The organism is Ruegeria sp. AB11, from assembly GCF_056536325.1.
The window spans coordinates 1-25,686 of record NZ_JBQFJO010000001.1; the positions used below are offsets into that span (position 1 = coordinate 1).

At 54.4% G+C, this 25,686-nt stretch carries 30 protein-coding genes and 7 pseudogenes; 10 read left to right on the forward strand and 27 right to left on the reverse strand.

All coding sequences use genetic code 11. From position 1 onward, the window contains the following. Positions 1 to 211: 211 nt before the first annotated feature. The 21 genes and pseudogenes from ACR3EJ_RS00005 to ACR3EJ_RS00105 all read right to left on the reverse strand — a co-directional run bounded on the left by ACR3EJ_RS00005 (position 212) and on the right by ACR3EJ_RS00105 (position 12,914). Positions 212 to 337 carry a hypothetical protein gene (locus ACR3EJ_RS00005; RefSeq protein WP_480422369.1) on the reverse strand — a complete coding sequence of 42 codons (126 nt, stop codon included), beginning with the start codon at positions 335 to 337 and terminating at the stop codon, positions 212 to 214. A 959-nt stretch (positions 338 to 1,296) separates the two neighbouring features. Beyond that, entirely contained in the window at positions 1,297 to 1,776 is a 480-nt protein-coding gene (locus ACR3EJ_RS00010) for a hypothetical protein (protein ID WP_480422371.1), read from the reverse strand. Positions 1,777 to 1,823: 47 nt separating this feature from the next. Continuing rightward, positions 1,824 to 2,255 (reverse strand): ankyrin repeat domain-containing protein, encoded by a 432-nt coding sequence (locus ACR3EJ_RS00015; RefSeq protein WP_480422373.1) that lies wholly within the window; start codon positions 2,253 to 2,255, stop codon positions 1,824 to 1,826. Continuing rightward, a complete protein-coding gene (locus tag ACR3EJ_RS00020) occupies positions 2,179 to 2,829 on the reverse strand; it encodes a hypothetical protein (protein ID WP_480422375.1) in 651 nt (216 codons plus the stop codon). Before ACR3EJ_RS00020 ends, ACR3EJ_RS00015 begins: the two co-directional genes overlap by 77 nt. 390 nt (positions 2,830 to 3,219) lie before the next feature. Continuing rightward, positions 3,220 to 3,459, reverse strand: a complete 240-nt coding sequence (locus ACR3EJ_RS00025; protein WP_480422377.1) for a hypothetical protein — start codon at positions 3,457 to 3,459, stop codon at positions 3,220 to 3,222. After that, the gene (locus ACR3EJ_RS00030) at positions 3,425 to 4,135 is read right to left on the reverse strand and encodes a haloalkane dehalogenase (protein WP_480422379.1); all 711 of its coding nucleotides are present in this window, start codon (positions 4,133 to 4,135) and stop codon (positions 3,425 to 3,427) included. Before ACR3EJ_RS00030 ends, ACR3EJ_RS00025 begins: the two co-directional genes overlap by 35 nt. A gap of 595 nt (positions 4,136 to 4,730) precedes the next feature. After that, positions 4,731 to 4,829, reverse strand: a pseudogene (locus ACR3EJ_RS00035) (hypothetical protein); the annotation flags it as partial. Then, complete coding sequence (locus ACR3EJ_RS00040) at positions 4,799 to 5,170, reverse strand: hypothetical protein (protein WP_480422381.1); 372 nt, start codon at positions 5,168 to 5,170, stop codon at positions 4,799 to 4,801. The pseudogene ACR3EJ_RS00035 and the gene ACR3EJ_RS00040, both read right to left, overlap by 31 nt. A 124-nt stretch (positions 5,171 to 5,294) precedes the next feature. Next, positions 5,295 to 5,696 carry a cytochrome c peroxidase gene (locus tag ACR3EJ_RS00045; protein ID WP_480423302.1) on the reverse strand — a complete coding sequence of 134 codons (402 nt, stop codon included), beginning with the start codon at positions 5,694 to 5,696 and terminating at the stop codon, positions 5,295 to 5,297. Positions 5,697 to 5,846: 150 nt separating this feature from the next. Next, a complete protein-coding gene (locus ACR3EJ_RS00050; protein WP_480422383.1) occupies positions 5,847 to 6,020 on the reverse strand; it encodes a hypothetical protein in 174 nt (57 codons plus the stop codon). A gap of 196 nt (positions 6,021 to 6,216) precedes the next feature. After that, positions 6,217 to 7,023, reverse strand: coding sequence for an amidohydrolase family protein (locus ACR3EJ_RS00055; protein WP_170542708.1), 807 nt, complete (start codon positions 7,021 to 7,023; stop codon positions 6,217 to 6,219). 21 nt (positions 7,024 to 7,044) lie between these two features. Next, the gene (locus ACR3EJ_RS00060; protein ID WP_480422386.1) at positions 7,045 to 7,236 is read right to left on the reverse strand and encodes a hypothetical protein; all 192 of its coding nucleotides are present in this window, start codon (positions 7,234 to 7,236) and stop codon (positions 7,045 to 7,047) included. After that, positions 7,226 to 7,453, reverse strand: a complete 228-nt coding sequence (locus tag ACR3EJ_RS00065) for a dioxygenase family protein (RefSeq protein ID WP_480422388.1) — start codon at positions 7,451 to 7,453, stop codon at positions 7,226 to 7,228. Before ACR3EJ_RS00065 ends, ACR3EJ_RS00060 begins: the two co-directional genes overlap by 11 nt. Beyond that, positions 7,377 to 7,907: a dioxygenase gene (locus tag ACR3EJ_RS00070; RefSeq protein ID WP_480422390.1), complete on the reverse strand. Its 531-nt coding sequence runs from the start codon at positions 7,905 to 7,907 to the stop codon at positions 7,377 to 7,379. Before ACR3EJ_RS00070 ends, ACR3EJ_RS00065 begins: the two co-directional genes overlap by 77 nt. Positions 7,908 to 7,917: 10 nt before the next feature. After that, positions 7,918 to 8,594, reverse strand: a pseudogene (locus ACR3EJ_RS00075) (TRAP transporter large permease subunit). Further along, a pseudogene (locus ACR3EJ_RS00080) lies at positions 8,512 to 9,215 on the reverse strand (TRAP transporter large permease subunit). Before ACR3EJ_RS00080 ends, ACR3EJ_RS00075 begins: the two co-directional pseudogenes overlap by 83 nt. Next, a complete protein-coding gene (locus ACR3EJ_RS00085) occupies positions 9,212 to 9,763 on the reverse strand; it encodes a TRAP transporter small permease subunit (protein WP_170542706.1) in 552 nt (183 codons plus the stop codon). Before ACR3EJ_RS00085 ends, ACR3EJ_RS00080 begins: the two are co-directional and overlap by 4 nt. Before the next feature lie 30 nt (positions 9,764 to 9,793). After that, positions 9,794 to 10,867, reverse strand: a complete 1,074-nt coding sequence (locus ACR3EJ_RS00090) for a C4-dicarboxylate TRAP transporter substrate-binding protein (protein WP_170542704.1) — start codon at positions 10,865 to 10,867, stop codon at positions 9,794 to 9,796. A 33-nt stretch (positions 10,868 to 10,900) separates the two neighbouring features. Next, a complete protein-coding gene (locus ACR3EJ_RS00095; RefSeq protein WP_170542702.1) occupies positions 10,901 to 11,356 on the reverse strand; it encodes an OsmC family protein in 456 nt (151 codons plus the stop codon). Next, positions 11,292 to 12,038 (reverse strand): malonic semialdehyde reductase, encoded by a 747-nt coding sequence (locus ACR3EJ_RS00100; protein WP_480422393.1) that lies wholly within the window; start codon positions 12,036 to 12,038, stop codon positions 11,292 to 11,294. The genes ACR3EJ_RS00095 and ACR3EJ_RS00100 overlap by 65 nt, the downstream gene beginning before the upstream one ends. Positions 12,039 to 12,191: 153 nt before the next feature. Continuing rightward, positions 12,192 to 12,914 (reverse strand): fumarylacetoacetate hydrolase family protein, encoded by a 723-nt coding sequence (locus tag ACR3EJ_RS00105; protein ID WP_480422395.1) that lies wholly within the window; start codon positions 12,912 to 12,914, stop codon positions 12,192 to 12,194. Positions 12,915 to 13,177: 263 nt separating this feature from the next. On the opposite strand from ACR3EJ_RS00105, the gene ACR3EJ_RS00110 reads away from it, so the two are divergent. The 5 genes and pseudogenes from ACR3EJ_RS00110 to yghX all read left to right on the forward strand — a co-directional run bounded on the left by ACR3EJ_RS00110 (position 13,178) and on the right by yghX (position 17,871). Further along, on the forward strand, positions 13,178 to 13,384 hold the full coding sequence (locus tag ACR3EJ_RS00110; RefSeq protein WP_480422397.1) for a YciI family protein: 207 nt from the start codon (positions 13,178 to 13,180) through the stop codon (positions 13,382 to 13,384). Positions 13,385 to 13,435: 51 nt separating this feature from the next. After that, complete coding sequence (locus ACR3EJ_RS00115) at positions 13,436 to 14,092, forward strand: GntR family transcriptional regulator (protein ID WP_480422399.1); 657 nt, start codon at positions 13,436 to 13,438, stop codon at positions 14,090 to 14,092. A 1-nt stretch (position 14,093) separates the two neighbouring features. Beyond that, positions 14,094 to 15,387, forward strand: a pseudogene (locus ACR3EJ_RS00120) (malonyl-CoA decarboxylase domain-containing protein). Continuing rightward, positions 15,384 to 16,900, forward strand: a pseudogene (locus ACR3EJ_RS00125) (malonate--CoA ligase). The pseudogenes ACR3EJ_RS00120 and ACR3EJ_RS00125 overlap by 4 nt, the downstream one beginning before the upstream one ends. 89 nt (positions 16,901 to 16,989) lie before the next feature. Continuing rightward, positions 16,990 to 17,871 (forward strand): YghX family hydrolase, encoded by an 882-nt coding sequence (gene yghX / locus ACR3EJ_RS00130; RefSeq protein ID WP_480422401.1) that lies wholly within the window; start codon positions 16,990 to 16,992, stop codon positions 17,869 to 17,871. Positions 17,872 to 18,491: 620 nt separating this feature from the next. On the opposite strand, the gene ACR3EJ_RS00135 is transcribed toward yghX, so the two are convergent. After that, entirely contained in the window at positions 18,492 to 19,031 is a 540-nt protein-coding gene (locus ACR3EJ_RS00135) for a TniQ family protein (RefSeq protein WP_170542690.1), read from the reverse strand. Positions 19,032 to 19,345: 314 nt separating this feature from the next. Further along, positions 19,346 to 19,966, reverse strand: a complete 621-nt coding sequence (locus tag ACR3EJ_RS00140; RefSeq protein ID WP_170543304.1) for a glutathione S-transferase — start codon at positions 19,964 to 19,966, stop codon at positions 19,346 to 19,348. Positions 19,967 to 20,034: 68 nt separating this feature from the next. Between ACR3EJ_RS00140 and ACR3EJ_RS00145 the strand changes: the two genes are divergently transcribed. From ACR3EJ_RS00145 to ACR3EJ_RS00165, 5 genes and pseudogenes are all read left to right on the forward strand, one after another. Continuing rightward, positions 20,035 to 20,322, forward strand: coding sequence for a transposase (locus tag ACR3EJ_RS00145; RefSeq protein ID WP_170703282.1), 288 nt, complete (start codon positions 20,035 to 20,037; stop codon positions 20,320 to 20,322). A 26-nt stretch (positions 20,323 to 20,348) separates the two neighbouring features. Further along, positions 20,349 to 21,164 (forward strand): IS3 family transposase, encoded by an 816-nt coding sequence (locus tag ACR3EJ_RS00150; RefSeq protein WP_480423303.1) that lies wholly within the window; start codon positions 20,349 to 20,351, stop codon positions 21,162 to 21,164. A 3-nt stretch (positions 21,165 to 21,167) separates the two neighbouring features. Continuing rightward, positions 21,168 to 22,254, forward strand: a pseudogene (locus tag ACR3EJ_RS00155) (IS91 family transposase); the annotation flags it as partial. 435 nt (positions 22,255 to 22,689) lie between these two features. Next, positions 22,690 to 22,995, forward strand: coding sequence for a LysR family transcriptional regulator (locus ACR3EJ_RS00160; RefSeq protein WP_480422404.1), 306 nt, complete (start codon positions 22,690 to 22,692; stop codon positions 22,993 to 22,995). Beyond that, a complete protein-coding gene (locus tag ACR3EJ_RS00165) occupies positions 22,995 to 23,582 on the forward strand; it encodes a LysR substrate-binding domain-containing protein (protein WP_480422406.1) in 588 nt (195 codons plus the stop codon). The genes ACR3EJ_RS00160 and ACR3EJ_RS00165 overlap by 1 nt, the downstream gene beginning before the upstream one ends. A 23-nt stretch (positions 23,583 to 23,605) precedes the next feature. Here ACR3EJ_RS00165 and ACR3EJ_RS00170 read toward each other — a convergent pair whose 3' ends face one another. The 4 genes and pseudogenes from ACR3EJ_RS00170 to ACR3EJ_RS00185 form a co-directional block, all read right to left on the reverse strand. Further along, on the reverse strand, positions 23,606 to 23,755 hold the full coding sequence (locus ACR3EJ_RS00170; RefSeq protein WP_480422408.1) for a DUF2798 domain-containing protein: 150 nt from the start codon (positions 23,753 to 23,755) through the stop codon (positions 23,606 to 23,608). Next, positions 23,730 to 23,921 (reverse strand): annotated as a pseudogene (locus tag ACR3EJ_RS00175) (DUF2798 domain-containing protein); the annotation flags it as partial. The pseudogene ACR3EJ_RS00175 and the gene ACR3EJ_RS00170, both read right to left, overlap by 26 nt. 9 nt (positions 23,922 to 23,930) lie before the next feature. Beyond that, positions 23,931 to 24,539, reverse strand: coding sequence for a short chain dehydrogenase (locus ACR3EJ_RS00180; RefSeq protein ID WP_480422410.1), 609 nt, complete (start codon positions 24,537 to 24,539; stop codon positions 23,931 to 23,933). A 509-nt stretch (positions 24,540 to 25,048) separates the two neighbouring features. After that, complete coding sequence (locus ACR3EJ_RS00185; protein ID WP_480422412.1) at positions 25,049 to 25,672, reverse strand: hypothetical protein; 624 nt, start codon at positions 25,670 to 25,672, stop codon at positions 25,049 to 25,051. Between the last annotated feature and the right edge of the window lie 14 nt (positions 25,673 to 25,686).

Here is a 25,686-nt window from a genome sequence, read left to right on the forward strand (position 1 = left end):
GAAGTGAATTTTGATTTTTCGATGTTAGCTTACCATTGCAACAAAACTGCACTGTTATCTAGTCACCTGATCTCCACCTCTGACACATAGCCGAAGTCGAAATAGATTTGCTGGCTGATAACTTTCTTTCATATTTAGGTGACCGCTTGGTCCGCAATGTGGACATCCGTTGCGATTTGCCGAATGACCACTTCGAGCCCGGAGCAGCGGTTCAATTGCCAGTTTCAGTGGCTGGTGCTTCTACCTCTTCGTCGCCGCTGGTGCCGGAAAGGTAAGATATGCCGACGACCACAACTACCAAGACTACAATTGCGGTTATGATATTTTTCGAGTTCATTTCCATTTCAATACTCCGAGGTTAAGGAGCGGCGGGCAGTCTTCTAGAGCCGCAGGGAAACGCCCTAACGAAACATATCGCAAAATGCCGAATTTGTCAGTGACCCGACACTTCGTAGGGGTGAGCGCGAGAGGCCACTTGCGGGTGGCTGCTGTCGGCTACGGAATGGGCAACTAGGCAGCCAGTCGGCGTCGCGCCCGCATTGGGCGGTTGTGCCCGCGAAATGTGAGTTTGAATAATCCCAAAGATGACGCTTGCAGCGAATGTCCGCAAAGCAGGCTGCTGGCGTAGCATTGAGAATGCAGGGCGAAGTTCGGCTATGGGCCGGAGCAACGCCAAAACAAACCATTGATCCTAAGAAGGGCATATCGCCACGTCCCAAGGGGCCGTCAGATGCTCTTAAACATTCGCCACATGTTTGCTATCTTTTGCCATGCACTAACCGACCGATATGCCTTATGCAAGATGACGTCGGCTGATCTTGCGATGATCTCGCAATTGCAATCGCACCCACATGTTCGCGAATGGTGGGATTCAATGAGCCAAACGAACAAAGAACTGGAAGACGTGCGTCCGAAGATGGATCGCTTCGCTTGCGTAACGCCCGTTTGCATATATCCAGGATTAGACTGTTCACGGTTGGGAGGATCTCCATTTCTAGTCCCTTCCGCAGGGATCTCGGGGCATCGACCAGTTCATTGGTGAGCCAGATATGATCGGGCGCGGGCACGGCCCGCCTTTATCTCTGAGCATCTTAAACGGGTGTTTTCCGCAGGAGGCCCGGTTGTCGCAACAGATCCGCACCCGGAAAATGCGCGGGCGATCGCGGCCTATCACAACGCGGGATTCTCTGCCTTTGGTGAAGCGCGGCAAACGCCCAGGGGCCGATCCTGCCGATGAAGGTCAGCCGTTAAACAATCTGGCTACGGCAGCCTGTATCTGGCACAAGAACTTCAACCTTAGACGACTCCGTGTTCCGAGACTTGCAGGGGATGCGCTTCCGCCCAGTCAGCAAGATAGGCGGACATCTCGGGAACCGTTGCAAATTGCGAGGCCTTTCGCGGAAGCGCCACACCGGTCTCCAGCGCCAGACGCGCGCATTCGATGTGATGGCGATGCGCCTTTTGTGGGCAGTTTTCGGACCCGTGAACAATCGTTGACAGCAGTGTCCCTCCGTAGGCATTTGTGTGGTTCAGGTCCGGGTTTTGGTTCAGGAAATACGACATGACGTCGGGCATTCCTTCCCAACCGGCAAGGTACAGGGGCGGCATTCCCATTTCGTCCGGCAGATTTGGGTCAAAGCCAATTTCGACCAGTCGATGCATGTGAGGCAGGGTTCCTTCGCGCCAGACGAGGCGGCGAAGAAACCTCATCTCTTGCGACAGGCTATTCATGTCGATCTGGTCGTCCTCCTTAGACGTCGCGTCCGCTGCCCGCACGAGTTGCTCTTCGGTCGACGTCAACTGCGTGGATACACCAGCGCGTTCTAGAACCGACGCGACATCCCTGTTTCCGAAGACGCGGGCAAAGGCATAGGAGAGTGACCGCGGCTAATAGCACTGGTTCGCGCCGTGCTCCAACAAAGCCGAGCGATTTCGCCCGAAGCCAAACGCCGGGCCGCCTGATGCAAGGCTGGGATCACCAAGGAAGGTTCACCCGACGGATGAGGATTGATGCCTTCATTGGGATCAGCGTCGTGGTCCAGCAACAGCCGGACTGCATCGGTGCTGTTGAAGTCAATCGCCCTCGGCAACGCATTTGTTCCTTTCGGATTTGCCCCATGTTCCAGCAACAAACGAAGACCTTTGGTATGGCCCAGTTCAGTGGAATGGTAGAGGGATTCATTGTCGTCGGGATTTGCCCTGCTCCAACAGCCACTTGGCCAAAGGCATGTTGTCTGCATGGCCGATGGCGCCATAGAGCGCGGACAGGCGGTGGTCTGTCTCGGAATCGAATGCAAAACTGTCATTTACGTCAGCGCCGTGTTCGACAAGCAATTCCGCCATGGCGAGCATCTCGGGTTCTTTCTCAGGCGCAGTCTTGATGTATTTCGAAAACGCCAGATGGCACATTGGCCGCCGTGACGGGTATTCGCGTGTCGCAACACTGGCATCCTGAACAAGGATCTTGCGCATCGCGGCTACGTCATAGAGAGCGACGAGAAGAGGCACCTGATCGTCTGCAAGATCCGGCTCATCTGCAAGCAGATGCACGATCGTCTCTTTTGAGCCGTTGTAAAGCGCCCAACGCAGCCGTCCCTGCTTTTGTGCGCGATCCATCCCTTGTGTTTCAACCGCGAGTTTCAATGCTGGCCACGAAGCGTATCCGGTCTCTCGCGCTATGACATGCAGACAATCCGCGTGTTTGTAGACCCCGTCTTTGGGCATGGTAACAATGCCATGGATGCGCAGCATTGCACCTTTGTCGCCCTCAGCAAGAGCATTACCCAAGGCCTTTGCGTCACGGCGCAGTTGGTCGAGCGATTTGGTCATCGGTCTTCCCTCCGTTGCCCGAAGGTCCGCTAAACCGGGCAGAGAAACCGATGTGGTTTTCACACATTCGTTGAGAGGTGCCGATGACAGCTTTCCGCGGACCGGGTGGCCGCCTCAAACGGCCTAGAGGTAGATTATCGCGTGCCATCGCGTGTCGCAAGCAGGATGCGATACTCCAGGCGCCCTAGCAGCTATAGCGCAGCGAATGGTTGTAATGTGGCTTGCGACCGCAGCAATTCGGTTAGCTAGTAGACGTCGGCATTGGGCTGTCCTGCGGGCAGTAGCAATGCTCCGAACTGAGTTGCTGCAACCAACCCCAGCGGCGGCAATGAGCCCCGAAGTAACTGATGCTGTGGTCTGCAGGAAGGTCCGATTTCTAAACCATTAAGGCTAACTGGGATGCCCTACATCTTCCCATGCAGACAAGCCCGCGCGAGCAACTTGTTCGCCGTTGGTCTCCTGAACGAAGTGTCCTGCGTCTGGCAACATCAGAGGTGGGCGAACTACGCCCAATATTTCGTGCATGCGTTTCATCAGCCTTGGCGGGATCAGAACATCTGCTTCTCCTATCGCCATGAAGCTGTCGCCAGACCAGTCAGTTTTCCACCATGCCGCTGCGCGTCGACACATCAACGCCCTCCATGTCGGGTTCGGTCATCACCAGCGACGGGAACTTCCGCACCCCGCCCCGATAACGCGCGTCCGGGAAAGGTGCGGCGTAAGCGGCCGCGACTTCATCGCTCATGCCGGGCACGTACTTTTGGAACAATGCAGCCACGTCATAGTCCGGGTGGGTTCGGTGGAAATCCCTCCATGCATCGAACCCTTCGCTGCTACCGCCACCCAAGCCAAGAACCGTGTTCATAACCAATAGCCTATTGAAGCGATCAGGCATGTTTGGTGGAATGGTAAGACCAAGCCCACCCCAATCCTGTACAACGAGTGTAATTCCTTTGAGATCGAGCGTTTCAATCAACTCGATCAAGCTCTGTCTGTGAAATGTGAAAGTGTAGCAATTGTCTTGGATAGGTTTGTCAGACCGGCCGAAACCGAACAGGTCAGGAACGACAACTCGGGCGCCAGTCTCGAGAAAGACCGGGATCATATGCCGATACAAAAAACCCCATGAAGGCTGTCCATGAAGGCACAAGAACACCCGCTCTGCGTCCTGTGGACCTTCGTCTATTCTTGCCATCCGCAGGCCTTCATACCCGGCCAACTGATCTTCGAACAGAGGATGCCATGCGAAATCGGGCAGGTTCAGAAAACGGTCGTCAGGCGTACGTACAGCGTCAATAGGTGACAATCCTGCCCCCTGCATTTCTGTTTCTATTGGCTAAATTTGCATCTTTCAGAGTTTTCTCACAAGCGGACATTCGCAATTCACGACTGAATGGCAACTTCGTCTGCGAACTTCCGGTTCGCAGAGTGCTCTACTTCGCGCTTGCGGCGAATGTCTCCTCTGACGGGCCGCACCACAGCGACAGCTACCGTAGTCGGGAGACCGCTTCGGGCCGAGTTGTCACGACTGAGTTCTAGCTAAAAAGAGGCACAAATTCCTCTTTCAGCAACTGATTTGCAGCTCTGGGTCTACTTCGTGCTCAACGAGTTATTGATTTGGGGGTGCCATCCGATGTCGATCGTTCACCTCGTTTCTGGTCCAACTGTGACGGTTGGGTCAGGTTCGTGTGACGTTCAACAAGTAATGTGGAACTTCACTGATACTTGACTCAATCGACATCCAAAACCTCAACAAATCGGCCGATCACGTCATCCATTTCTGATCTAACGTCAAGCAATTCTGAACCAGAGCGAGCAGAACCCCCTCATCGGCACCGCTAACGATAGTCGCCGAACCAGCTTGCCAAATAGCCCATTCCCGGGCTTTAAACACAAACGCTTTAGTAAGGCGCCTTGGACAGCGTCCTCAAAAACGCAACTAAGTCTGCAATCTCTTGCTCAGACAAATTCAATTGCGAGAAATGGCTTCGCCGTCGGCGTGCAGCCTTTCCGTATTGATTTTGCTGTAATGCCGGATCACAGCGTTCAGATCCCCTAGGCTGCCGTCATGCATGTACGGTGCGGTTTCAGCCACCCCGCGCAGGCTGGGCGTCCGGAAGGTTCCAAAATCAGAGTGGCTCCGGCGTACATTTCGAACGGCCCAAGCACCTTGCTTGTCCGGATCGTCATTCCAGACGCCGTCCAGTGTATAGGGGCTTGAGAGCAAAAAGTTCAATCCACCAAACCGACCTTCGTCAACCTCGGTTTCATTCAGAAAATATGGTACACCGGCATCGTGGAACTCATTGTTGGAAAACCTCGGGCCGTTGTGGCAAAACACGCAATTCCCGCGCCCTAAAAACAGCTGAAAACCTCGCTGGGCTGCTTCGGGGTAGTACGCGGCCGCTGCAAAATCTTGATCCTCAAGGCATCGCGAAAATCGTCGAACTGAGTCCGGTCGGTAACTAAAGTTTCCAAGTAAGCCGAAAGGACTTTGCAGTGTTTACCAGAACATGTTCTGGACCTTGATCCTGGATATCGCCAAATATTGCTTCAAAGTCATCAATGTAAGCACTTTCTGAGATTGCTGTTTTCAGACTTTCGGGACTATGCGCCATCTCATGCTCTTCGATGATCGGATGCAGGCTTGCCGCCCAAAAATTGTCGCTCTTTCCACCCCACCCATACCAACGGAGTCCGGCAAGATTCCGTAGTGATGGTGTGTTTCGATCTAACAGAACACGGCCGAGCGCTCGGGCTTCCGGCGTTGTAAAGGCCTGTTCAGGATCATGACAACTGGCGCACGAATATGCACCGTCGACCGACAACACCGGATCGTTGAAAAAGCCTGTCCGAGCTGGATCGATCGGTGTCTTTGAAACCTATTGCTTGGGTCCGACTGGAAGGATGGCGGCCACGGTCCAAAGTCAGCGTTTGTTCAATTTCGTCAGCAGACAGCAAGACTTCGGCACGCACTGCGCCGGTCAGGACCATTAGCGCCGCTGTCATCCACAGCTTCATTTCAACGCAATTTTTGACGTGTAGAAAATTGATTGATCATTGATGTCGACATCAACCTGCAGCTCCCACAAACCCGGCATGTGAAACAGCATATCATCAACGCGGAACGTTCTACCGTCCAACGCGGTAACATTGGGGGTATAGTTCATACCGTGTTGATGAGCGGGCATGATTGCATCCACACGCAATTGGCCCACGTTTCACTACAAACTGAAACCAGCACGGAAAACGGTTGAGCCAACGGAATTTCATCGATGGACAGATAAACCTCGGGTGCGTTTTGAACTTCCGACTTCATACGTTGCCCAGTTACGTCACAAGCAAAAGCCGCGCTGGACCAAATCAGAAACCAGACAGCGCAGCGGATCATTCTGATGCCAGCAAACGTTCGGCATTGGCATAGGCGATGTTGTCCGCAATCTGGTCCGGCAGCAAATCCAACCATTCACGCGAAAAATCGGCATGAGGTCCTACGTAATACCAACGTTCCGGCGCAAATGTATCCGTACCGACCATGAAACGATCCGGATGGGCTTCGAAAGCCGCCTTCCAATCCGGGTCAATACGGCCTCGTGAGGCCATGTCCGAACGAAATGCCAAGTCGGCCCAAAGCCTTGGATAGGTGTCCAGCGCGTCAACAACACTCGCCGGATCATCAAAGCCAGAGTGCGCCCACAAGACCCGAGCCTCCGGCCAGGTTTCGAAGATCAGGTCAACTGCCTCTCGATCACCATGGTGATGCAGGATGAGGTTCCGCTCTTTGGCTAGTGCGATCATACGTTGGATGACCGGCGTTTTGATATCGTCGCCGTAAGCGTGAAACTCACCGATGGCTTCGTACTTGTTCATTGCCAGATTTGCTTCCAGATACTCGATTACGGTTTCATCGTGCATCCAGGTGTTGATTTCACCGCGACGCCGGTAAGGGCGCAGTGCCGGAACAACAATGTCCGGTGCCGCGGCCAACAACAGCTGAGTACCATTGTCATCAGAGCTGGAGACCAGGGCTTTACGAACGCCCGCATCTCGAAGGATTTTGGCCACCTGTTCGGGAGGAACCAGTTTGACGGCATCGTGGCTGTAATGAATATGCGCGTCAAAGATCGGGCGCTCTTCTGCGATAGCACTACTGCAAATCAGCGCGGCACCTAATATGAAGATATGTTTCAGCACCTCAAGCCTCCTCAATATCGTTCAGACTTTGGCAAGCTTCACATCGAACTTCACGTGCAAGAAAGGTTCAGTGATCTTACCAGAAAGCTCCATGCCATCAGGAAATTCTGAAACTGGCCTTTCAACATAGGTCATCACCAGATCATCCCGAACACCAAACACTGTATCCTGATCCAAATAAGGATCGTCGTCGGGGAATATCTCAGTGACCAAAGAACGATAGCCAGAGCTTTGACGATATAGTGCAGGTGCGAAGGTCGCCAGGATGGCGGCCGCAGGCGCGCAGGATATCCCCGACAGGCCCATCTGACGGCACCGTGTATTCAACTGGCTTGACGGTCGTGAATGCATACTTACCGTCGTCGCCGGTAGTCATCAGGCCGTGAAAAGAATAGGTGTCCTGTTCTTCGTCCCATTGCATACATTCCATTCGGTGCGGTTTGCCAGATATCCAGCTCTGCACCGGAAATCGGATTACCATCTGTATCCCGGATCACGCCTTCAGCAAGCAGCACAGGTCCACCGTAGTGGCGCTTCATATCCCCGCCGAATGGCAAAGGCGGCGCGCCAGAGACATGGAAAGGGCCAAGCACGGATGAGCTTGTTGCATCAGAACTTGAATGCAACATGTCCACCAATGACGAAAGGCCCAGCACATCCGAGGCGAGCACGAATTCATGCCTGTCCTCAGTTTCCACCGCAGCGCAGCCCTCCAGAAACGCAATCCCAGCGCGCCATTCGTCATGCGTCAGGTTGGTTTCTCGGGCGAAATCGTGGAGGTGTTTGACCAAAGACCCCATGATTTCTCTCATCCGCGGATCGGTGTCCTTGGACAGGTATCCCATGAACACGTCGGTGATATTGTCTTTGGTGACAGAGCGCATCTGGGCCTCCTTAAATCAGGGCAAGGCTGAGGATCGGGAATTCGATCAGAATGAACAGAACGATCAGCATCACGAACGCAAATGGAAGTGCGCCCATGAACACATCCTTGAGCGATATGCGGTCATCGTTGATCGTGGATTTGATGACGAAGCAAGATATGCCCAAAGGCGGGGTCAAAAGTCCAATTTCGGCGCCGACAACAGTGATAATGCCAAACCAGATCAACGACATATCCAGTGCTTCGGCCATGGGCAGAAACAGCGGGACAACGATCAGAATGATGGACGCTGTATCGAGTAATGTGCCCAGAAAAAGCATCAAGAGGACGTAGAGCAGCATGATCGACCAAAAGGACGCTGAATTCCCGCAAGCAAGTCCTGCAACTGATTGGGCAGCCCGGCCAGTCCCAGCATGCGGCTGTAAATCGAAGCTGCCGTAATCAGGAACAAAATCGCCGCTGTAATGTGACCGGTTTCCAGCAACGCGTCCCAGAACGCTCTTGGTGTCATGGACTTGCGCACGACTGCTATCACGAGCGCAACCAGTGCCCCGGCGGCACCCGCCTCGACAGCGGTTAGCCATCCTGTGTAAATGCCCCGAGCACTACCGTGATAATGAACAATGTGGGCAGGGTCTTGGATGCGATCTCGCGGACATCCATTCAGTGTCTTCGACGACCCGGCCACCCACAAATGCAGGTGTGAAGCGGCCCATCAACCAGATCGCGCCCACATAAGCTATCGCCAGCATGATACCGGGTATTACTCCCGCCAGAAACATGTCCCCTACGGACTGTTCGGCGACAAAGGAATAGATGATCAGCATCGCCGAGGGCGGAATAATCATCCCAAAACCGACGACCCGGCCACAACCCCAACCGCAAACCGTGGATTATATGCCTGCGCCATCATCTGCGGGACCGAGACCTTGGTGAACACTGATGCGGACGCAATGGACGACCCGGTAACGGCCGCAAACACGGCATTGGCTCCGACGGTCGCCATTCCGATACCGCCTTTGACCTTGCGGAACCGCATGGTCATGACTTCGTAAATGTCCCTGCCTAGTCCCGCTTTTGAAACGATGAGCCCCATAAAGGTAAACAACGGGATGGTCGCGAAACTGTATTCCATCGCGCTGTCGCCCACCGCAACCTTCAGCAGATTGAGCGCAAGCGTGAAGTTATCCCGCATCAGCCAGATCGACACGAAGGAGACCACGCCCAAAGCAATCGGAATGTAGACGCCTGCGTAGATCAAAAAGACGATGGCAACGACCGAGATCAGGCCAATCTCAATCGGCGTCATTCTGCGGCCTCGTCATGTTCAGGGGTGCGGACAAGCTGCGGGCGGTCCTGCGCCGTGATGACCTTAAGCAGGAAGATCACGCAGGCAAGCGCAGTACCGCACGCGATGACCAGTTTGACCGGCCACCATGGCAATGTGAAAAGACCGGGTACTCCGAAGTAGTCCTGTGTCTCCCACATATGAAGAAATTCTGGGAAGGTTACATACGCAATCAAAGCCATAAAGATGGCAGATATGGCGTTGATGATGCGCCTCAGGCTGGCTGTCAGACCCGGGCGGCGATGGTGCAGCAGGTTCAGGAACCCGTCTGAGCGCGTCAGCCGATCCACTCTGACGACGTCGGCCAACTGCAAGAAAACGATCATCACGACCGAAAACTGGACCATCTCGTAGGTCCCGCGCAGAGGGGCTGAAAACAGGCCACGCGCGATGACGTCAATATTCAGAATGACCACCAACGCAAGGACAACGATAGTACCCAAAGCGTTGGCAGCGATTGCAAGCGAATTGGCGACCCGAGACAAGCCAGCAACTGCGGTCTTCAGCATGAAAGGCCCCTTTCGTGGATCGCCAGACAGTTATTCAGCCGTCCAGTCACGCACGCCGGTGAATCCGGCATCCTGAAGCTTGCCGAGATAAGCGGCCAGCATCTCTGTGCCCTGCTCGCCGTTATCGTTCAGCGTCGCGGCCCATTCCTGCGCGACATTCGGCATGGCGTTTGCCCAAGCGGCACGGTCTTCGTCCGAAACCTCAACGATTGTTCCACCCGCTTCTACATACGCATCCCGCGAAGCAGCGGCGCGGTCCATCGCGATGCCGGCGACATGGTCACGGTAGTCGATGGCGACGGCCTTTAACACTTCTTTGACTTCGTCCGGGAGGCTAGCCCAGTAGTCGGCATTGACGGTGATGGTCTTGGAATTCACTGCTCCCAGATCAGCCTTGAGCATGTACGGCGCTACTTCCGCGATCTTAAACGTCTTTGCGGCTTCGGGCCAAAGCATGCCGCAATCGACGAGGCCGGTTTGAAGCATGTTGTAGAAATCGGTTAGTCCCCCGCGTACACCGGCGGCATCCTTGATCCCTTCAAGATAACGCAGGTTCAGGCCTGCTCCCGCGATTTTGCGGCCTTCAAGATCGGCAACCGAAGAAACAGGTTCCGTACAGAAGATTTGATAGGTGTCGAGCACAACGCCGGTAGCAAGATAAACTTGGTTCTGTGCGGCGAACTCGTTTTGCATCGCCGGGTATTCACGAGCGATTTCATCAACAGCCTTGGCGACGGCGCGGGAATCCGATGCCACAAAAGGTGTCGAGCCCGATATTCCTTGGCTGGGGAGCTTCGAAGAATGGAAGATTGTGGTAACGATGCCAATGTCCCCTAAGCCCAGCTGAATACCTTCCAGAACGCCCTTGGGCTTGACGATCGAACCGCCGTAGTTCTCTTGCCAGCTCATCTTGTAGTTGCCGGAATCGGCCAACCGCTTGTCCACTTCTGGAATGAAGAAGTTGGTGAATTCTTTCACCCACAACGCGCGGTCGGGATAGCCATCAATTACGACAGCAGAGATGGTCTCTTCTGCCGCGAGGGGCATCGCCATGGCGCCCGCCAGAGCAGCGCCCACTAGGCTGCGTTTGGTCCAGTTTTTCATTTCTCTCCTCCCAGAAAGTTAGGTCTTTTGTCTTTATTTGTTTGTTTTGACCCAGTTGACGGTCAGGTCAGTGCCTGCCGCTTCGAACAGTTTTGCAATGGCGCAATACTTGGCTGTCTCCTCGCCCACGAGTGTCAACTCCTCCTGACTGGCGGGTGTCTCACAATTCACGGTGAGTTCGATTTCCGGAAACGGAACATCAATCTCCTCTTCCATCAGGACACCGCGCCGATCCAGCCTGCATTTCGCGTCGATTGTCACAGTGCCGAGGTCAACCCCCAACCGATGTGCGTTCTTGTGCCCGATGACATTCGTACAGGCGATCAGGGCTGCCATTGCGGTTTCGGTCGGAGACGGACCAAGATTTGTCCCGCCGCGTTCGACGGGTTCATCGACAACAATATCAAGATCGCGAATTGGTATCTCAGTCCGCGCATGAGTGGGGCATTGAGCTGTCGTGCGGTAAGTCACGACGGGTTTCACTTTCATAGCCACAGCGCCACCTTCTCATGCATAAGAGCAAACCTTTCGAATGGAAAACGTGGAAGCTTCTGGAACAATCCGGTCTCGTCCGCGTAGCCCAGATTGCAAAGAAAATTGGACTTGAGCGTCGTGCCGGCGAAGAACTCCTCATCGACGATCTTGTTCGAAAACCTGACATGGCGCCGACGTCCAACCCGACAGCCCGGGCCGCAATCATGAAGTAAGCGCCCTGAAGCGTGCCATTTCGAAAGGCCGTGTCTGCCACGTAGTCGGGCTTGTTTTCGAACAATGGCCGACGGTCTTCGTGCGGGAAAAGAAAGGGCAGTTCCTTCCAGAAGTCCATGTCATAGGCAATGATCGCCGTGACCGGCGCATCCATCATCTTTGGCACATTCTTCGGCTTCAAAGACTTTGCAAGCCGCTCTTTCCCTTCGGGACTTTTCACGAAAATGAAGCGCGCGGGCAACGTATTCATGCTGGTCGCGCCGTTGATCGTGATGTCATAGATCTCTTCAAGTATGTCGTCAGAAACAGGCTTGTTGGTCCACGCGTAGTGCGATCTGGATTCGCGCAGGATCAAGGCGATCGCGTCATCCGACAAGCGTGGAATGCGCTTGCGCAGATCGCGGTGATCTTGCTGCGCCTTGGCGCGAAGTGCCTCCAGCTCTACTCCGGTTGGTGCGCTCATGCTGCAGCCACCTTGGACTTGGCGTCTTTTCGTCAATGATTGGGCTGGCGCAGATCCGATGCCTTCAATCTCGACCTCAACGGTTTCGCCGGGCTTCAACCAACGGGGATTGGGCTTTTGGCGTGTCCGACACCGGCGGCGTACCTAGCGCAATCAGATCCCCGGCTCCAGAGTGGTATATTCCGAAATCGTCGCGATGACCTGACGGACACCCCAGATCATATTGGCCGTGTTCGAGCTTTGCAGGATTTCGTCACCCACACGGCTTTCGATCTTCAGACCTGATGCCCCTTCGGGCAACTCATCCGGCGTTACGGTAAATGGACCAATCGCGCCCGTATCATCAAAGTTTTTGCCGGGCGTCCACTGAACGGTTTTACGCTGATAGTCCCGCAGCGAACCATCGTTGAATACAGTGTAGCCAAAGACATAGCCCAGTGCGTCCTGCTCCGAGATATGGCGGCCGCGTTTTCCAACGATCAGCATAAGTTCGGCTTCGTAGTCGAGCTTCTGGGAACAGGCAGGCCGTACCATAGGTTGCCCTGCCGCCATGATCGAATTCTTCCCGCGCATGAACAGCGTCGGATATTCCGGGATGTCATACCCGCCTTCCTTGATGTGGTCCGTGTAGTTCAACCCCATGCAAATGATCGTTCCGGGAGCAGCAACGGGCAATGCCGGAGTGATGGAAGACACGGGCACACTGTCTGCCGCGTCAATTTTGCTGGCAAGTGAGTCGGCCAGTTCAGGCTTGGCTATCAAACCCATCAAATCCGAACCGACGGCAGGGTCCAAAGCCGTTAGATTCACTGCGTTTTCACCGTCTACAGCAAAAACCGCTGTGCCTTCCGAAGTCTCTCCCACCAGGTATTTCATTTTCACCATCCATGTCAGTTCGCTTGATTTTTGCCGACTATTTTGCCATATGTCAAATAATATCGATATTTTAGGAGGCAGCAAATGGTTGCTTGGGCAGACTACAAATCAGAAGCAAAAAGCCGCGGTGCGCTTGCTTTGGAGCTTTACGTCGCGCTGAGCACGCCAGCCAAAGCGCCGGGTGATGTAAAGGCGTCACTGCCTGATCACTTGGCGTATCAGACGCAGCTGGAACGTTTGGGGCAGCTGGCTTTGCAGGCCCCATGTCGGATGAAACCGGCGAGCATATGCAGGGGATGGGACTGATCATCTATCGCGCCGACAGCCTTGAATCCGCCCGGAAGCTGGCCGAAGACGATCCGATGCACAAAAGTGGGGCACGTAGTTTTGTACTTCGGCGCTGGTTGATCAACGAAGGCTCGCTGAACCTTTCAGTTGGTCTATCGACTGGAACGAGTGCCTTCAGTTAAGTGCACTCAAGAGTATTTGCCGCGAAATAGGAACAGTCGGATATGGACGCCATGCTTGATACTGAGGGCAAAGAGACATCAGCCACTCATGGAGCGTATCGAAAGCTGCGCGAATTAATCCTGACCGGCGAATTACCCCCGGGTCAAAAACTCAAGATCGAACAGCTTCGCGGGCTTTTGGACACTGGCGCTAGTCCAGTTCGAGAAGCGCTTAGCCTTTTGACTTCGGACATGTTGGTCGAGCGGATTGATCAGCGCGGATTTCGGGCAGCGCCAGTCAGCAAGTGTAACTTTGAGGAAATACTTCTGTTGCGCTGCAACCTTGAGGAAACCGCATTGCGCGCTTCCATCGCCAATGCGGATGCGGCCTGGGAAGACCGGCTTGTCTTGCGTCACCATCATATGAAAAAGGCCAGCCAGAACGGGGCACAAGACTTTGAGGACGCTCACAAGGCGTTTCATATGGCCTTGTTGGACAATTCGAAACTGCCGTTGCTACTGCGGTATTGCTCGCAGCTTTACGACCTGAACATTCGCTACCGCTATCTGGCGGCCGGCGGAGCGAGTTACAAAAAACGAGACATCGCCGCCGAACATCAGCAAATCTTGGACGCCGCATTAAATCACGACGCAGACGGCGCAACTCGGCACCTAATCGATCACTACCGCCGAACAGGTGAGTACCTTAGCAGCCAGATGGAGCCCTGAAATGCAGCAGAATTGGTTTCTGGGTGATCTACTAAACCAATTGCTGGACCGTCCCGACAAAAGGCGTGGCAAGGATGACAAACGGTCCATTTCTGAACTATGTGAGGCGCTTTTATCTGCGGAAGGTGAAGTTTCAGGATTCACGCTCGCGTCTACGATCCTTGAGCGCTACCACACTCTGAATGATGCGGAGAAACTAGACTTTTTTGTCTATTTGAATGACCAACTTGAGTTGGACCCAAATCAGCTTTCTGAAGCAGCCCGCCTCTACGCCAGCGACCAAAGTGTCAAACTTTATCAAAGGCTTAGTGAAGTTTCAGAGCCACGGCGGCAAGAGTTATTGCGACGGCTGAACCAGCCGTCTGGTGCGACACAGGAACTTGTAGCCATGCGCGTTGATCTGCTGCGCTTTCTCAAATCCAAACCGGAACTCAAGCGAACGGATATCGATTTCGTCCATTTATTGCGCAGCTGGTTCAACCGAGGCTTTCTTGTCCTCAAGCAAATCAGCTGGGACACCTGCCCGCGTTCTGGATAAGATCGTCGCCTATGAAGCGGTGCACCAGATCAACGATCTGGACGACTTACGGCGACGGCTCTTCCCACCGGACCGTCGATGTTTTGCGTTCTTCCACCCCTCGATGCCAGATGAGCCACTGATTTTTGTTGAGGTCGCTCTGACCGCTGAAATCCCGAATGCAATAGATACGCTTCTATCCGAAGCACGAGAACCGATCGAAACCGAGCAGGCAAAGGTCGCGGCGTTCTATTCCATTTCAAACTGCCAAAAGGGTTTGGCGGGCATCAGCTTTGGGAATCTATTGATAAAGCAGGTTGTGACCGAGCTTTCGCGGGAGCTTGGGCTTGATACCTTTGTGACATTGTCGCCGATACCTGGGTTAAACCGGTGGCTGTCTGGTGAAACAAACAACCCGGAACACGGGCATGCCGCCGAGGCCGTGCTTGCAGAAACAGCAACACCGCAGGACGTGCGCGCGATGGCCGCCCGGTACTTGATGTTCGCCAAGCGCGAAGATGGAATGCCGCTTGACCCTGTGGCGCGCTTTCACTTGGGAAATGGTGCCGAGCTTCATGAACTGCATGCCCAGGCAGATCAGTCGCCAAACGGACGCGCCCAGTCCGGAGGTGCGATGGCCAACTACCTTTACGATTTGAACAAAACAGAACGTTACCACGAAGAATTCGCGACACGTGCCACGATCCAAGCCTCGCGTTCAATTCGCGCGGCTTCAACTGCGACGCTTGCGGTAAAGCCTAGGGAAAATACAGCGTGACTAATACACTTTACGACAGTTTGTTTGCCCGCCACGAGGGCAACACGGCTCCATTCCTGCAACTCGATAATGGCCAGGTGGTCGCTTATGATGCGTTTCTGCAGCGCACCGCGCAAATCGCGCATGTCTTGCAGAACAGCGGAGTTTCCCCCGGCGGTCGCATCGTTGTGCAAGCGCCCAAGCAGGCCGACACGATTGCGCTGTATGCCGCTTCGGTTCAGGCAGGTGCTGTCTACCTGCCACTAAACACTGCCTATACCAGGGCAGAGTTGGACTATTTCATCTCTGATGCGCAACCTGCGTTAATCGTTTGCGACAGCCACGACAAAGTTGAATTCGAACAATTGGCGACCCGGTCTGGTGCAAAGCTGCTGACCTTGGGTGGCGAAAATCCAAGCTTGAGCCGCGAAGCGGACGCACAGCCTTGTGTATTCGAAACCGTAGATCGCGCGCCGGACGACCTCGCGGCGCTTCTTTACACATCAGGTACCACGGGCCGGTCCAAGGGCGCGATGCTCAGCCACCGAAACCTGCTGTCCAATGCCCAAGCGCTTGTGGATTTGTGGGGTATCACTGACGCTGATCGCTTGATTCACGCGTTGCCCATATTTCACACGCACGGGCTTTTCGTGGCGATGAACACATCACTACTCGCCGGTTCCAAAGTGCGGCTGATGAAAAAATTCGACACTGGTATGATCTTGGAGGAATTGCCCCACTCGACCCTTCTAATGGGGTCCCCACTTTCTATACCCGATTGCTGGCGGATGACGGTTTCACCGATGAGATCACAGAGAACATGCGTCTGTTTGTTTCCGGCTCAGCCCCGTTGCTGGCAGAAACCCATGTGGCGTTCGAAACGCGCACCGGCCACCGCATCCTTGAGCGCTACGGTATGACCGAGACGAACATGAACACCTCTAACCCTTATAGCGGTGAGCGGCGCGCGGGAACTGTTGGTATGCCTCTACCCGGCACCGAGGTGATCGTAACCAACCCTGAAACTGGAGAACCTCTGCCCCAGGCGAGGTCGGAATGATCGAAGTGCGTGGCCCCAATGTTTTTCAGGGCTATTGGCAAATGCCCAAAAAACGGCTGAAGAGCTTCGAGAAAATGGATTTTCATCACCGGAGATCTGGGCCAATACAGCGAGGATGGCTACCTGTCGATTGTAGGTCGGTCAAAGACCTGATCATCACTGGTGGTTACAACGTCTACCCCAAAGAAATTGAAGACGTTTTGAACGATGTCGATGGCGTTCAGGAATCGGCGGTCTTCGGGGTTCCCGACAACGAATTTGGAGAAGCAATTATTGCTGCTTTGGTTGCCGAGCCTGGCACAGCTTCAGGTGGAACAGATCGAGTCGATCATCAGAAACAAACTGTCGCGATTCAAACATCCTCGCCGCTACGAACTCGTCCAGGAGTTGCCGCGCAACACTATGGGAAAAGTTCAAAAGAACGTGCTGCGCGAACGGTACGCGAACAAGGAACTTTCACCGGCGGTATCTTAGGAAGCCCATCCAGACGCTCAATCAAATCAAGACCTTCAGATCGGATACTACCCACCCTTCAGACTGCCAAACTCATCAGGAGATCCACAATGACTCGCATGACGGCAAAAGACTTCGATAGGAACTTCTGGACCTGTATGACTTTACGCGCACGGCAAGATCACCAAGCGCCAATTCTGGACCGCGCAGGCAAGTTCACGGTCGGCGGCGTGACAGCGGTCGCGCTGCTAAACATGCTCAGCCCGAACTACGCGATGGCTCAGCAAGTGTCGTTCAACGATCCCGATATCCACGCGGACTACATCACCTACCCTTCACCGAATGGAACCGGTGATGTTCGCGGCTACCTTGTCCGACCCGCCGGCGTTGAAGAGCCCCTGCCCGCGGTATTGGTAATCCACGAAAACCGCGGCCTTAACCCCTACATCGAAGATGTGGCGCGCCGATTGGCGAAGGCCGGGTTTATGGCACTGGCCCCCGACGGTCTGACGTCAGTGGGAGGGTACCCAGGCAACGACGCGGATGGGCGCGAGCTGCAAAAGACAGTGGACCGGGTCGAATTGATGAACGATTTCTTCAATGGATTTGAATATCTATTGAACCGAGATGATTGCACTGGAAAGGTCGGCGCTGTTGGTTTCTGCTACGGCGGCGGTGTGGTCAGCGCAATTGCTGTGGCCTATCCCGAACTGGCCGCTGGTGTCCCGTTCTACGGGCGCCAGCCAGCAGTTGAGGATGTGGCCAAAATTCAGGCGCCGTTGCTTGTTCAGATGGGTGAGCTTGACGATCGCATCAACGCGGGCTGGCCAGATTTTGAGGCCGCCCTGCAGGCCAACGACAAGGTTTACGAGGCCTACATCTACGAAAACGCCAACCACGGTTTTCATAATGACAGCACGCCACGCTATGACGAGGAGATGGCAAACCTACGGGACCGCACAATTGAATGGTTCAAAACCTATCTCGAGTAATTGGGGTGTGCTGCGAAGCTATTCTTGCGTTGATATCGCTTTGCCGACGCACACAATGCTCCGAGTATTTCCAGGAAGTCCAAGCATTCTAACTTACTTATTAAGATAGACCGCTATGAGCCCTTGGCCCTTAGAAGGCGCAGCGCCAATGAAGGCATCCAGTACCCATAGATGCATTCTTTGGCAGTTTCACAACCATTGAGTGTTTGTCGGCGTCGCAAAAAAACCGCGAACGTCGCAGTAAGGGTTTTATATTAGCGCTCGAGAATGAAGCTGCGCAATATTGTTCGAAACACTTCCAAGCCTTCACAATAGTCAAGATTGCGATGAAGTAGATCCTGAAGTTCTCCGAAATGCGGCCACAACACGTAAGCGCTTCTGCGAGCAGGTGTCTGGACTGCCTGAGCCAATGCTTCGAATATTGCGTCTTCGCCAATCTGTAGTAGTTCAAATCCTTTCAGAACCGCTTTACGCTTTTCTATGAAGCTAAGATTAGATCGCCTTTGCGACCTCCCATAGACTGCAGTAATACCGAGCGCCTCAGATATTCTCCAAAGCAATGGAATACTGAACTGATCACTCAAGGAATTCACTTTGCTTCCAAGAAATCTATTGGAAAGTTAGTTGTCGAAACTATCAGCTGTTAGTGGACTGTCTGCATTTCTGATTTCATTCCAAGCACTTCTAATTGCCGAACTCGAATCAAAGCGCAGGATGTGATGGCTTTTGGCTGTTATCGTTAGCAGTTTTTCGTTGTGTAGATAGCAAGAATGGATCTGGGGAACTTGCCAGTGCATTTTATGGACTTTAGCCCATAGATCCGACGACAACTGATGCTGCTCCAACTGACACTTTGGACAGACTCGAATTTCTACACGATTCAGCGTTAGGTTCTCGAAAAGCTCTTGGCCAACGCGGCAACTCATCTTCGTCGTTTTGATTACAGCCGTTTTGGCAAACGCATCGTTCGGCAGACCCGCGAAGTGACAAAGGTCCTCTATGGCACTCCGTTCTCCATTTGAGATTGCGATGAGATCCAACCCGAGATCGTAACAAAAGGAAACCTTATCCGGACATCCGTTGCGCGCGGCCAATCGTGACAGAAAGGATGTGGGAGTTTCCAGCGCGGCCGGGCGCAAAGTGAGTGCCAGCCTGTTCATTTGCCATCTCCTGCGCCTGTAATCAGTGGCGGATTTGGAATGCCAATTTCCATCCGGCAATACGGCCTCCCTGTCATAGACACGCACCAGACTGCCATCACAAAAAATGGGCGAAACCTCCGCGCGATCGAGTTGCCGTGCCAAGTGGATCGGGGCGACATTGCGATGCACCGCTATCTGGCCCAACGTGGCATACTGAGCCTGGAATGCGCGAATGCTTGCTTAAGCGCTGAATGTCCGCTTTGCGTGCCGCAACCGCAGCATCAAGAAGTAAGGCCGAGTGTCTGCAATGGGCCGCACGCGCCATGCTGGGCTCAGCTGTTGAACCAAGTCGGAGCATCGCCTTCTGACCACGGTGAGTACTTGTTCATAACCTGCAAAAAGGCTTCGCATTCTAAAAAGCGATTTAGCCACGATGTTAAATTCAGCCACTCCTGCCCGTCAAACCACATCCGATCTATATGGGCAAATTGCCGAACAAATGGCAGAAGCGCCAGATCGGCAATGGTGGGACGACTTCCGAACAGCCATGACCGTCCGGCTAACCGTTCGTCGAGGTTGTGTAAGTAGCTTGCAGCTTTATTTCGCTCCACTTTGGGGTCCAGATCTGGGTATCTCGTAGCGTATTTTGTGTGATCCAATGCTGCCTTGAATGGTCCATCATTTACCTCGATCAGGTGCCAACCTGCCTGAGGCATTTCCAATAGCCGCTGCGGATCATTTTGTTGGAGCGCCCAGATCATGATTTCCAGGCTTTCGTCTAAAACTCGGTCTGGCAGGCGAAGCGCCGGCACTGTTCCGGAAGGGGAAGTCTGCAAGAAAGTCGCTGGTTTGTCCCGTAAGAGAATTTCACGCAATTCGACTCTGACACCTGAACTCAACAGCGCAAGGCGAGCCCTTATCGCATAAGGGCAGCGGCGGAACGTCCAAAAAATCGGGTGGTGAGCCTGTCTTTGCCCCCTAAACTTGGGCCACTACTTTGGCCGAGAAGGGGGAACAAGGGATGGCTCGGAAGCGATACTCGGACGAAGATATTCTGAAGCTGCTGCGTGAGATTGAACTGAAGCTGGCAGATGGCGACGATGTTCGGACAGCCTGTCGTGGTGTCGGTGTCAGCGATGCGACCTACTACAATTGGCGGCGTCGGTTCGGTGGCATGGGCAAGTCGCAACTGTCGGAGTTGCGCAGCCTGGAGAAAGAAAATACCCGGCTGAAGAAGATCGTGGCCGAACTGGAACTGGACAAGCTGATCCTCAAAGAAAGTCTGAACTACCTAAAACCGAGGGCCTGACGACGAGCCAACTTCGTCAGGCCGTCATTCATGCTCGCCAGAAGCTCGGCACATCAGAGCGTCGCACCTGCAAGGTGGTCGGCCTTGCACGCAGCTCCATGCAATACTGGGCCGTAGAGAAGAACGATGATGCTCTTCGACTGGCCATGATCCGTCTGGCCAAGAGCTATGGCCGGTATGGCTACCGTAAGGTGGCGCAGCTACTTCGGGTCGAGGGCTGGCGTGTCAATCACAAGAAGGTAGAACGGCTGTGGCGGGAGGAAGGTCTGCAACTCCCGCAGCGGCACAAGAAGAAGCGTCGCCTGTACCACAAGGACAGCTCGATCATTCGACTCCGACCGACGCATCCTAACCATGTCTGGAGCGTCGATTTCGTTCACGACAAGCTGAGCAATGGGCGGAGCTACAAGATGCTCACGGTTTTGGATGAATACACCCGCCAGGCGCTCGCAGTGGAAGTTCGGACCCGCATGGGTTCTGAAGATGTGCTGGAGGTTCTCTACGGGCTGTTCCTGCGCCACAGAAAGCCTGATTTCGTTCGAAGCGATAACGGCCCAGAGTTCTCTTCACGGGCAACCCAGAGTTGGCTCGAGAAGGTCGGTGTGAACCCGATCCGGATCTACCCGGGCTCTCCCTGGGAGAACGGATACAACGAGAGGTTCAATGGAACGCTCCGCCGCGAGGTTCTCAATTCCGAATGGTTCACAACGACCAAGCAGGCACAGATCGTGATCAATTGCTGGCTCAGGCAATACAACCACACCCGACCGCATCAGGCCCTCAACATGCGCCCACCAGTCCCCGAAACTCTAGTCCGAGATGGCCCAGAACACGGGGGCTAGACAATGTCTGCCATCGAGAATTGCCGGACCGCCGCGCTCGGCGGGCACGTTGCGGCCTGCACAAAGTGTGATCATCACCACATCGCCTATAACTCCTGTCGCAATCGACACTGTCCGAAGTGTCAGGGCAACGCAGCACAGGACTGGATGCAGGCACGGATGGAAGATCTGCTACCGGCCGAGTACTTCCACGTGGTCTTCACCCTGCCATCCCAGATCGCCGACATCGCATATCAGAACAAGGCAGCGGTCTACGGTCTGCTGTTCAAGACATCCGCGCAGACGCTCCTGACCATCGCTGCTGACACCAAACATCTGGGCGCTCGGATCGGCATGACATCGGTGCTGCACACATGGGGATCAGCGATGACCCATCATCCGCACGTGCATGTCATCGTGCCGGGGCGGGCTGTCGCCGGATGGCACCTCCTGGATCGGTTGCCGTCCGGGGTTCTTTCTGCCGGTGAATGTCCTGTCGAGGCTGTTTCGGCGCTTGTTCCTCGATGGGCTGGTCAGATTGCATAAGGCAGGTAAGCTGCGCTTCTTCGGTAATCTGGTGGGATTGGCAGACCCGGATACCTTCGCTGCCCATCTCGCGCCGCTGCGCAAACCGATTGGGTCGTCGCCCTTCGGCGGGCCGGAAGCGGTGCTGGCCTATCTAAGCCGTTATACCCACCGCGTGGCGATCTCCAACCATCGTCTGGTCAGTGCCGACGCGGGCACCGTGGTCTTCCGGTGGAACGACTATCGCATCAAACGCGGAGACAGGATGAAGGTCATGCGCTTGCCAACGGACGAGTTCATCCGCCGCTTCCTGATCCACGTTCTGCCATTCGGCTTCCACCGCATCAGAAACTCGGGCTTTCTGGCTAACGGCATTCGTCGCAACAGGATCGCGAAGATCAGGCGTTTGCTGAATGCAGAGCCAAAGCCCGATCAAACACCGGATGAGGTAACCAGCGCCGAATGCGATGATCGACCCGCGCACCAGTCTTGCCCAAAATGCGGCAGTACCATGATCGTTATCGAGGTCTTCCTGCGCGGCCAAGCACCCAAATCCCGGGCACCACCATGGGAGGATGCCGCATGAACAGCCCAACCCAATCGGCCTCGCAACGAAAAGGCACCGGACCATTCAGTGCGGCCACCTCTCCAAATCATGCGCGCCATCAGGCCCGCAACCTCATGGCGAGAGGCCATCCAATCAGGCAGTATCGGGAAAAAAGGCTCTCATACACCGCCCGTCGTCAAGCAGCCGTTCACTCTAAACATTCGGCATCCCAGCTGTAGCCCACAATCCCCATAGCTCCAAAACAGCCCGCGCTTTCCTCCTTGTCGGATTTGTCGCCGCTGCAGCTCGCGCTGACAGCAGCCACAAACCATAGACTAAGCGGTCGTTATCAGAGTCCATTGCAATGTCGGCTTTCGTTCTGCCTGTTAACGAGGACGAGTTGATTTGTGGTATGCCGTGTGATGGCCTTTCCTAGCACATGCAAATAGTATCATCGGAGTTAGGGAGTTCGCCTTGCGTAGCCAAGACCTCAGTCTTCTCGTAATTTTTGATGCCATAATGACTGAGGGCTCCATTACGCGCGCGGCGGATAGGCTGAACATTACCCAACCGGCAGTCTCAAATGCCGTAGGGCGGATGCGCACGATCTGGAAGGACGATCTCTTCATCAAGGATGGCCGAAACATCAGGCCCACTCTTTGCCCAGAACCTCTGGGCAAGGTGCAACAGCCATTGGAAGAGATCGACGACGCCATCAATCCAAAGGATTTGATCCTGCCACATCACATCGGGTGTTCCGCATCGCTGCGACAGACCTGATGGTAGATATGGCTTGGGCTGACCTGCGCCAGCGTCTCGAACAAGATGCGCCGGGGGTCGCTGTGCAAACAGTGCCGTACACTATTGCCAATGGCGAAAGCGTACTTGCCAGTGCGACGGTGGACGTCCTGATTGGCGCGAACGATCTTATGCCGCCGATGGACACAAGTGAGTTCTTGCTTGAGCTCGACTATGTTTGCGTCATGCACCCCGACCATGTTCTTGCGAAAGGCGCGCTCACGCTTGAGCGTTTTGTAGGGGCAGATCACTTGCTGGTATCGCTTTCAGGAGACGCACTTGGCTATACCGATATGGTCCTTGCCGAGCATGGTTTGCAACGCAAGGTCGCCATGACAATCAACAATTTCGCGAGTGCCACGAAAGTGCTGTCGCAAAGCAATCTCGTAGGTGTTCTGCCTTCGGTAAACGTGAAGTCTTTGGTTGAGTCAGGCGCGCTCGTGGCGCGCCCGACTCCAATTCCTGTCCCGGGTCCGATACTCAGCATGTTCTGGCACAAACGGGTTGACCGGGATCAAGGAAACATTTGGCTGCGGAGCGTTCTCAAGAGCCTGATGGCACCGTCGTGAACGGCTGAACTTGGTGAGGTTGTTTAATCGCTCTCCAAAACAAGCTGGCCCACGATCTTCTTTACGGCTGGCGTAACGATCATGATCGCGGGAAGGGCCGCCACAAAGCCAACAATCCAGGCATTCAGGTATGGGCAGCCCGGGAACCAAGCCAAGGTTGATGGTTGTGACAATCAGCGACATCAAACCTGACATGAGCAGCGCCATGAAGAAGTAGAAGGTGTATTGGGTGTATTTGACGGGTATGAAATGCATGGGGAATACTCCATCATTTGGTTTGGATCCGAGCCCGATAGAGGCCCGGATTTGGCAGTCTGGTTTCGATTGGGATATGCGCATGACCAGACCTCAGGTCCGTCCTTGCACATAAAGGGTTTCACCGTTCTTTGCGCCTTCCACGCTTTTGCGGAATGCTTTGGCCGCAACGGCTGCGGGAACAGGTTCGAAACCGGCGAAGGCGGCACCGAATAGATGGACCGATTCTTCGAGGATTGTTGGGCTTACGACGTTGACGCGAATGCCGCGCGGCAACTCCAACGCCGCCGAAGCTGCAAATCCTTCCAGCGCACTGCACACAGTCGTGGCCGCTGCGCCATAACGGATCGGATCCTTGCTGATGATACCTGCGGTGAGGGTGAATGACCCACCATCACTGATGTGTTTAGCGCCCTCCATCACCGGGTTGATTTGGCCCATGAGCTTGTTGTTGAGCCCAAGCTGCCATTCATCCTGCGTGATATCTCCTAGCGGGCCGAAATGAACTGCGCCGGTGGCTGAAACCAAAGCGTCGAACGGGCCAATCTGTTCGAACATCGCCCTGATCGATGCGATATCGGCGATGTCCACCTGAACGTCGCCTTCCGAGAAGCCCACTTTCACGACCTCATGATCTTTCTCGAGATCATCGGTGACGGCGGTGCCAAGTGTTCCGGTTGAACCTACGACGATGATTTTCATGATCTGTCTCCGATGTGTTGTTTCGTGCGAACCGATTTGGTCCGGCTGAGACAGATATGACGGCCCACAATCAATAAAAAAAATAATGAATATATATAAATAACATTTCAAAAAATGATGTATTTGCGTAAGCAGTAGTTCGGATGATCTACGGGACAGCCCGCTTTGGGCTCGAAGCGGCCATCCAAACACTTTGCTCGAACGACTCCTTTGCCTGATGCGGATCGGTGCCGTGTCAGAGGACCACTTTCTGCAATTCCCTATTGGCGCGGATAAGTTCATTGATCGTCTTGCGCATTTCCTCGGTTTCTCTCGACCGCCCCCCATGCTTCCAAGACGGATGGCTTGATCCCGCAGCATGCCCACCTCTAGCCCCATGCATGCGGCACACACTCCAACCTTGAACTGCAGGCGCGTTGCAGCGTTGGCCGGTAGACTTCGCCGTGGCGGTGCATCTGGGCGCATTCCTGAGCCGTTCGGTGGGGTCCATGAGGTTGTCGTCACTTTTATCATTGGACCGCCCCCGTTTTGAACGTTGCCGACAATGGCCTACCACCTTCTTTGACCTCGACGCGTTCGACGCGGACGGTCTGATCTGCCTTGGAGCGATACCGTTTCAGGGTTTCAACCTGGCTCGTGAAAGTCCGCGCAAGTTTGTTGAGCGCCCGCTCCGCTGAATCTTGCTGTGGAAGAGATTTTACGTGATTGAGCCTACGCGCCATCGTCATCGTCGCCTGATGAATTGCACCCATTTGGATCGCAAGCATGGCTTCGATCTCGTCTTGCGGCCCAACCCCGGCAACAACCGACATCACGAAGTTCGATGCGGTCTCGGAAACAGAGCTATCCTGTTTCCCGAGGGTTGCGACTTGATCCATGACGCCTTCGAAGAACCGGTAGTCTGCTGTGCCTAGCTCATGCATTGCCAAAGCACAGGCTGCGTTTGGGTCTTTCTCTTTGTGGCCGACTGTGAGCCTTCGCGTTTCCTCCTCGAGGTCCAGCTTGATATCCGGCGCTCGGACACGTGATCTCTTTCGTGCCCTTAGGTCAGCAATCGCATTGACTTCTGCCTCAGTAAGTTCGGAGTTCTTTGTCTGCAGATCGTTGCCACTGTCATTCTGTGTCTTGCTCATGCCCGCCTCGCGTA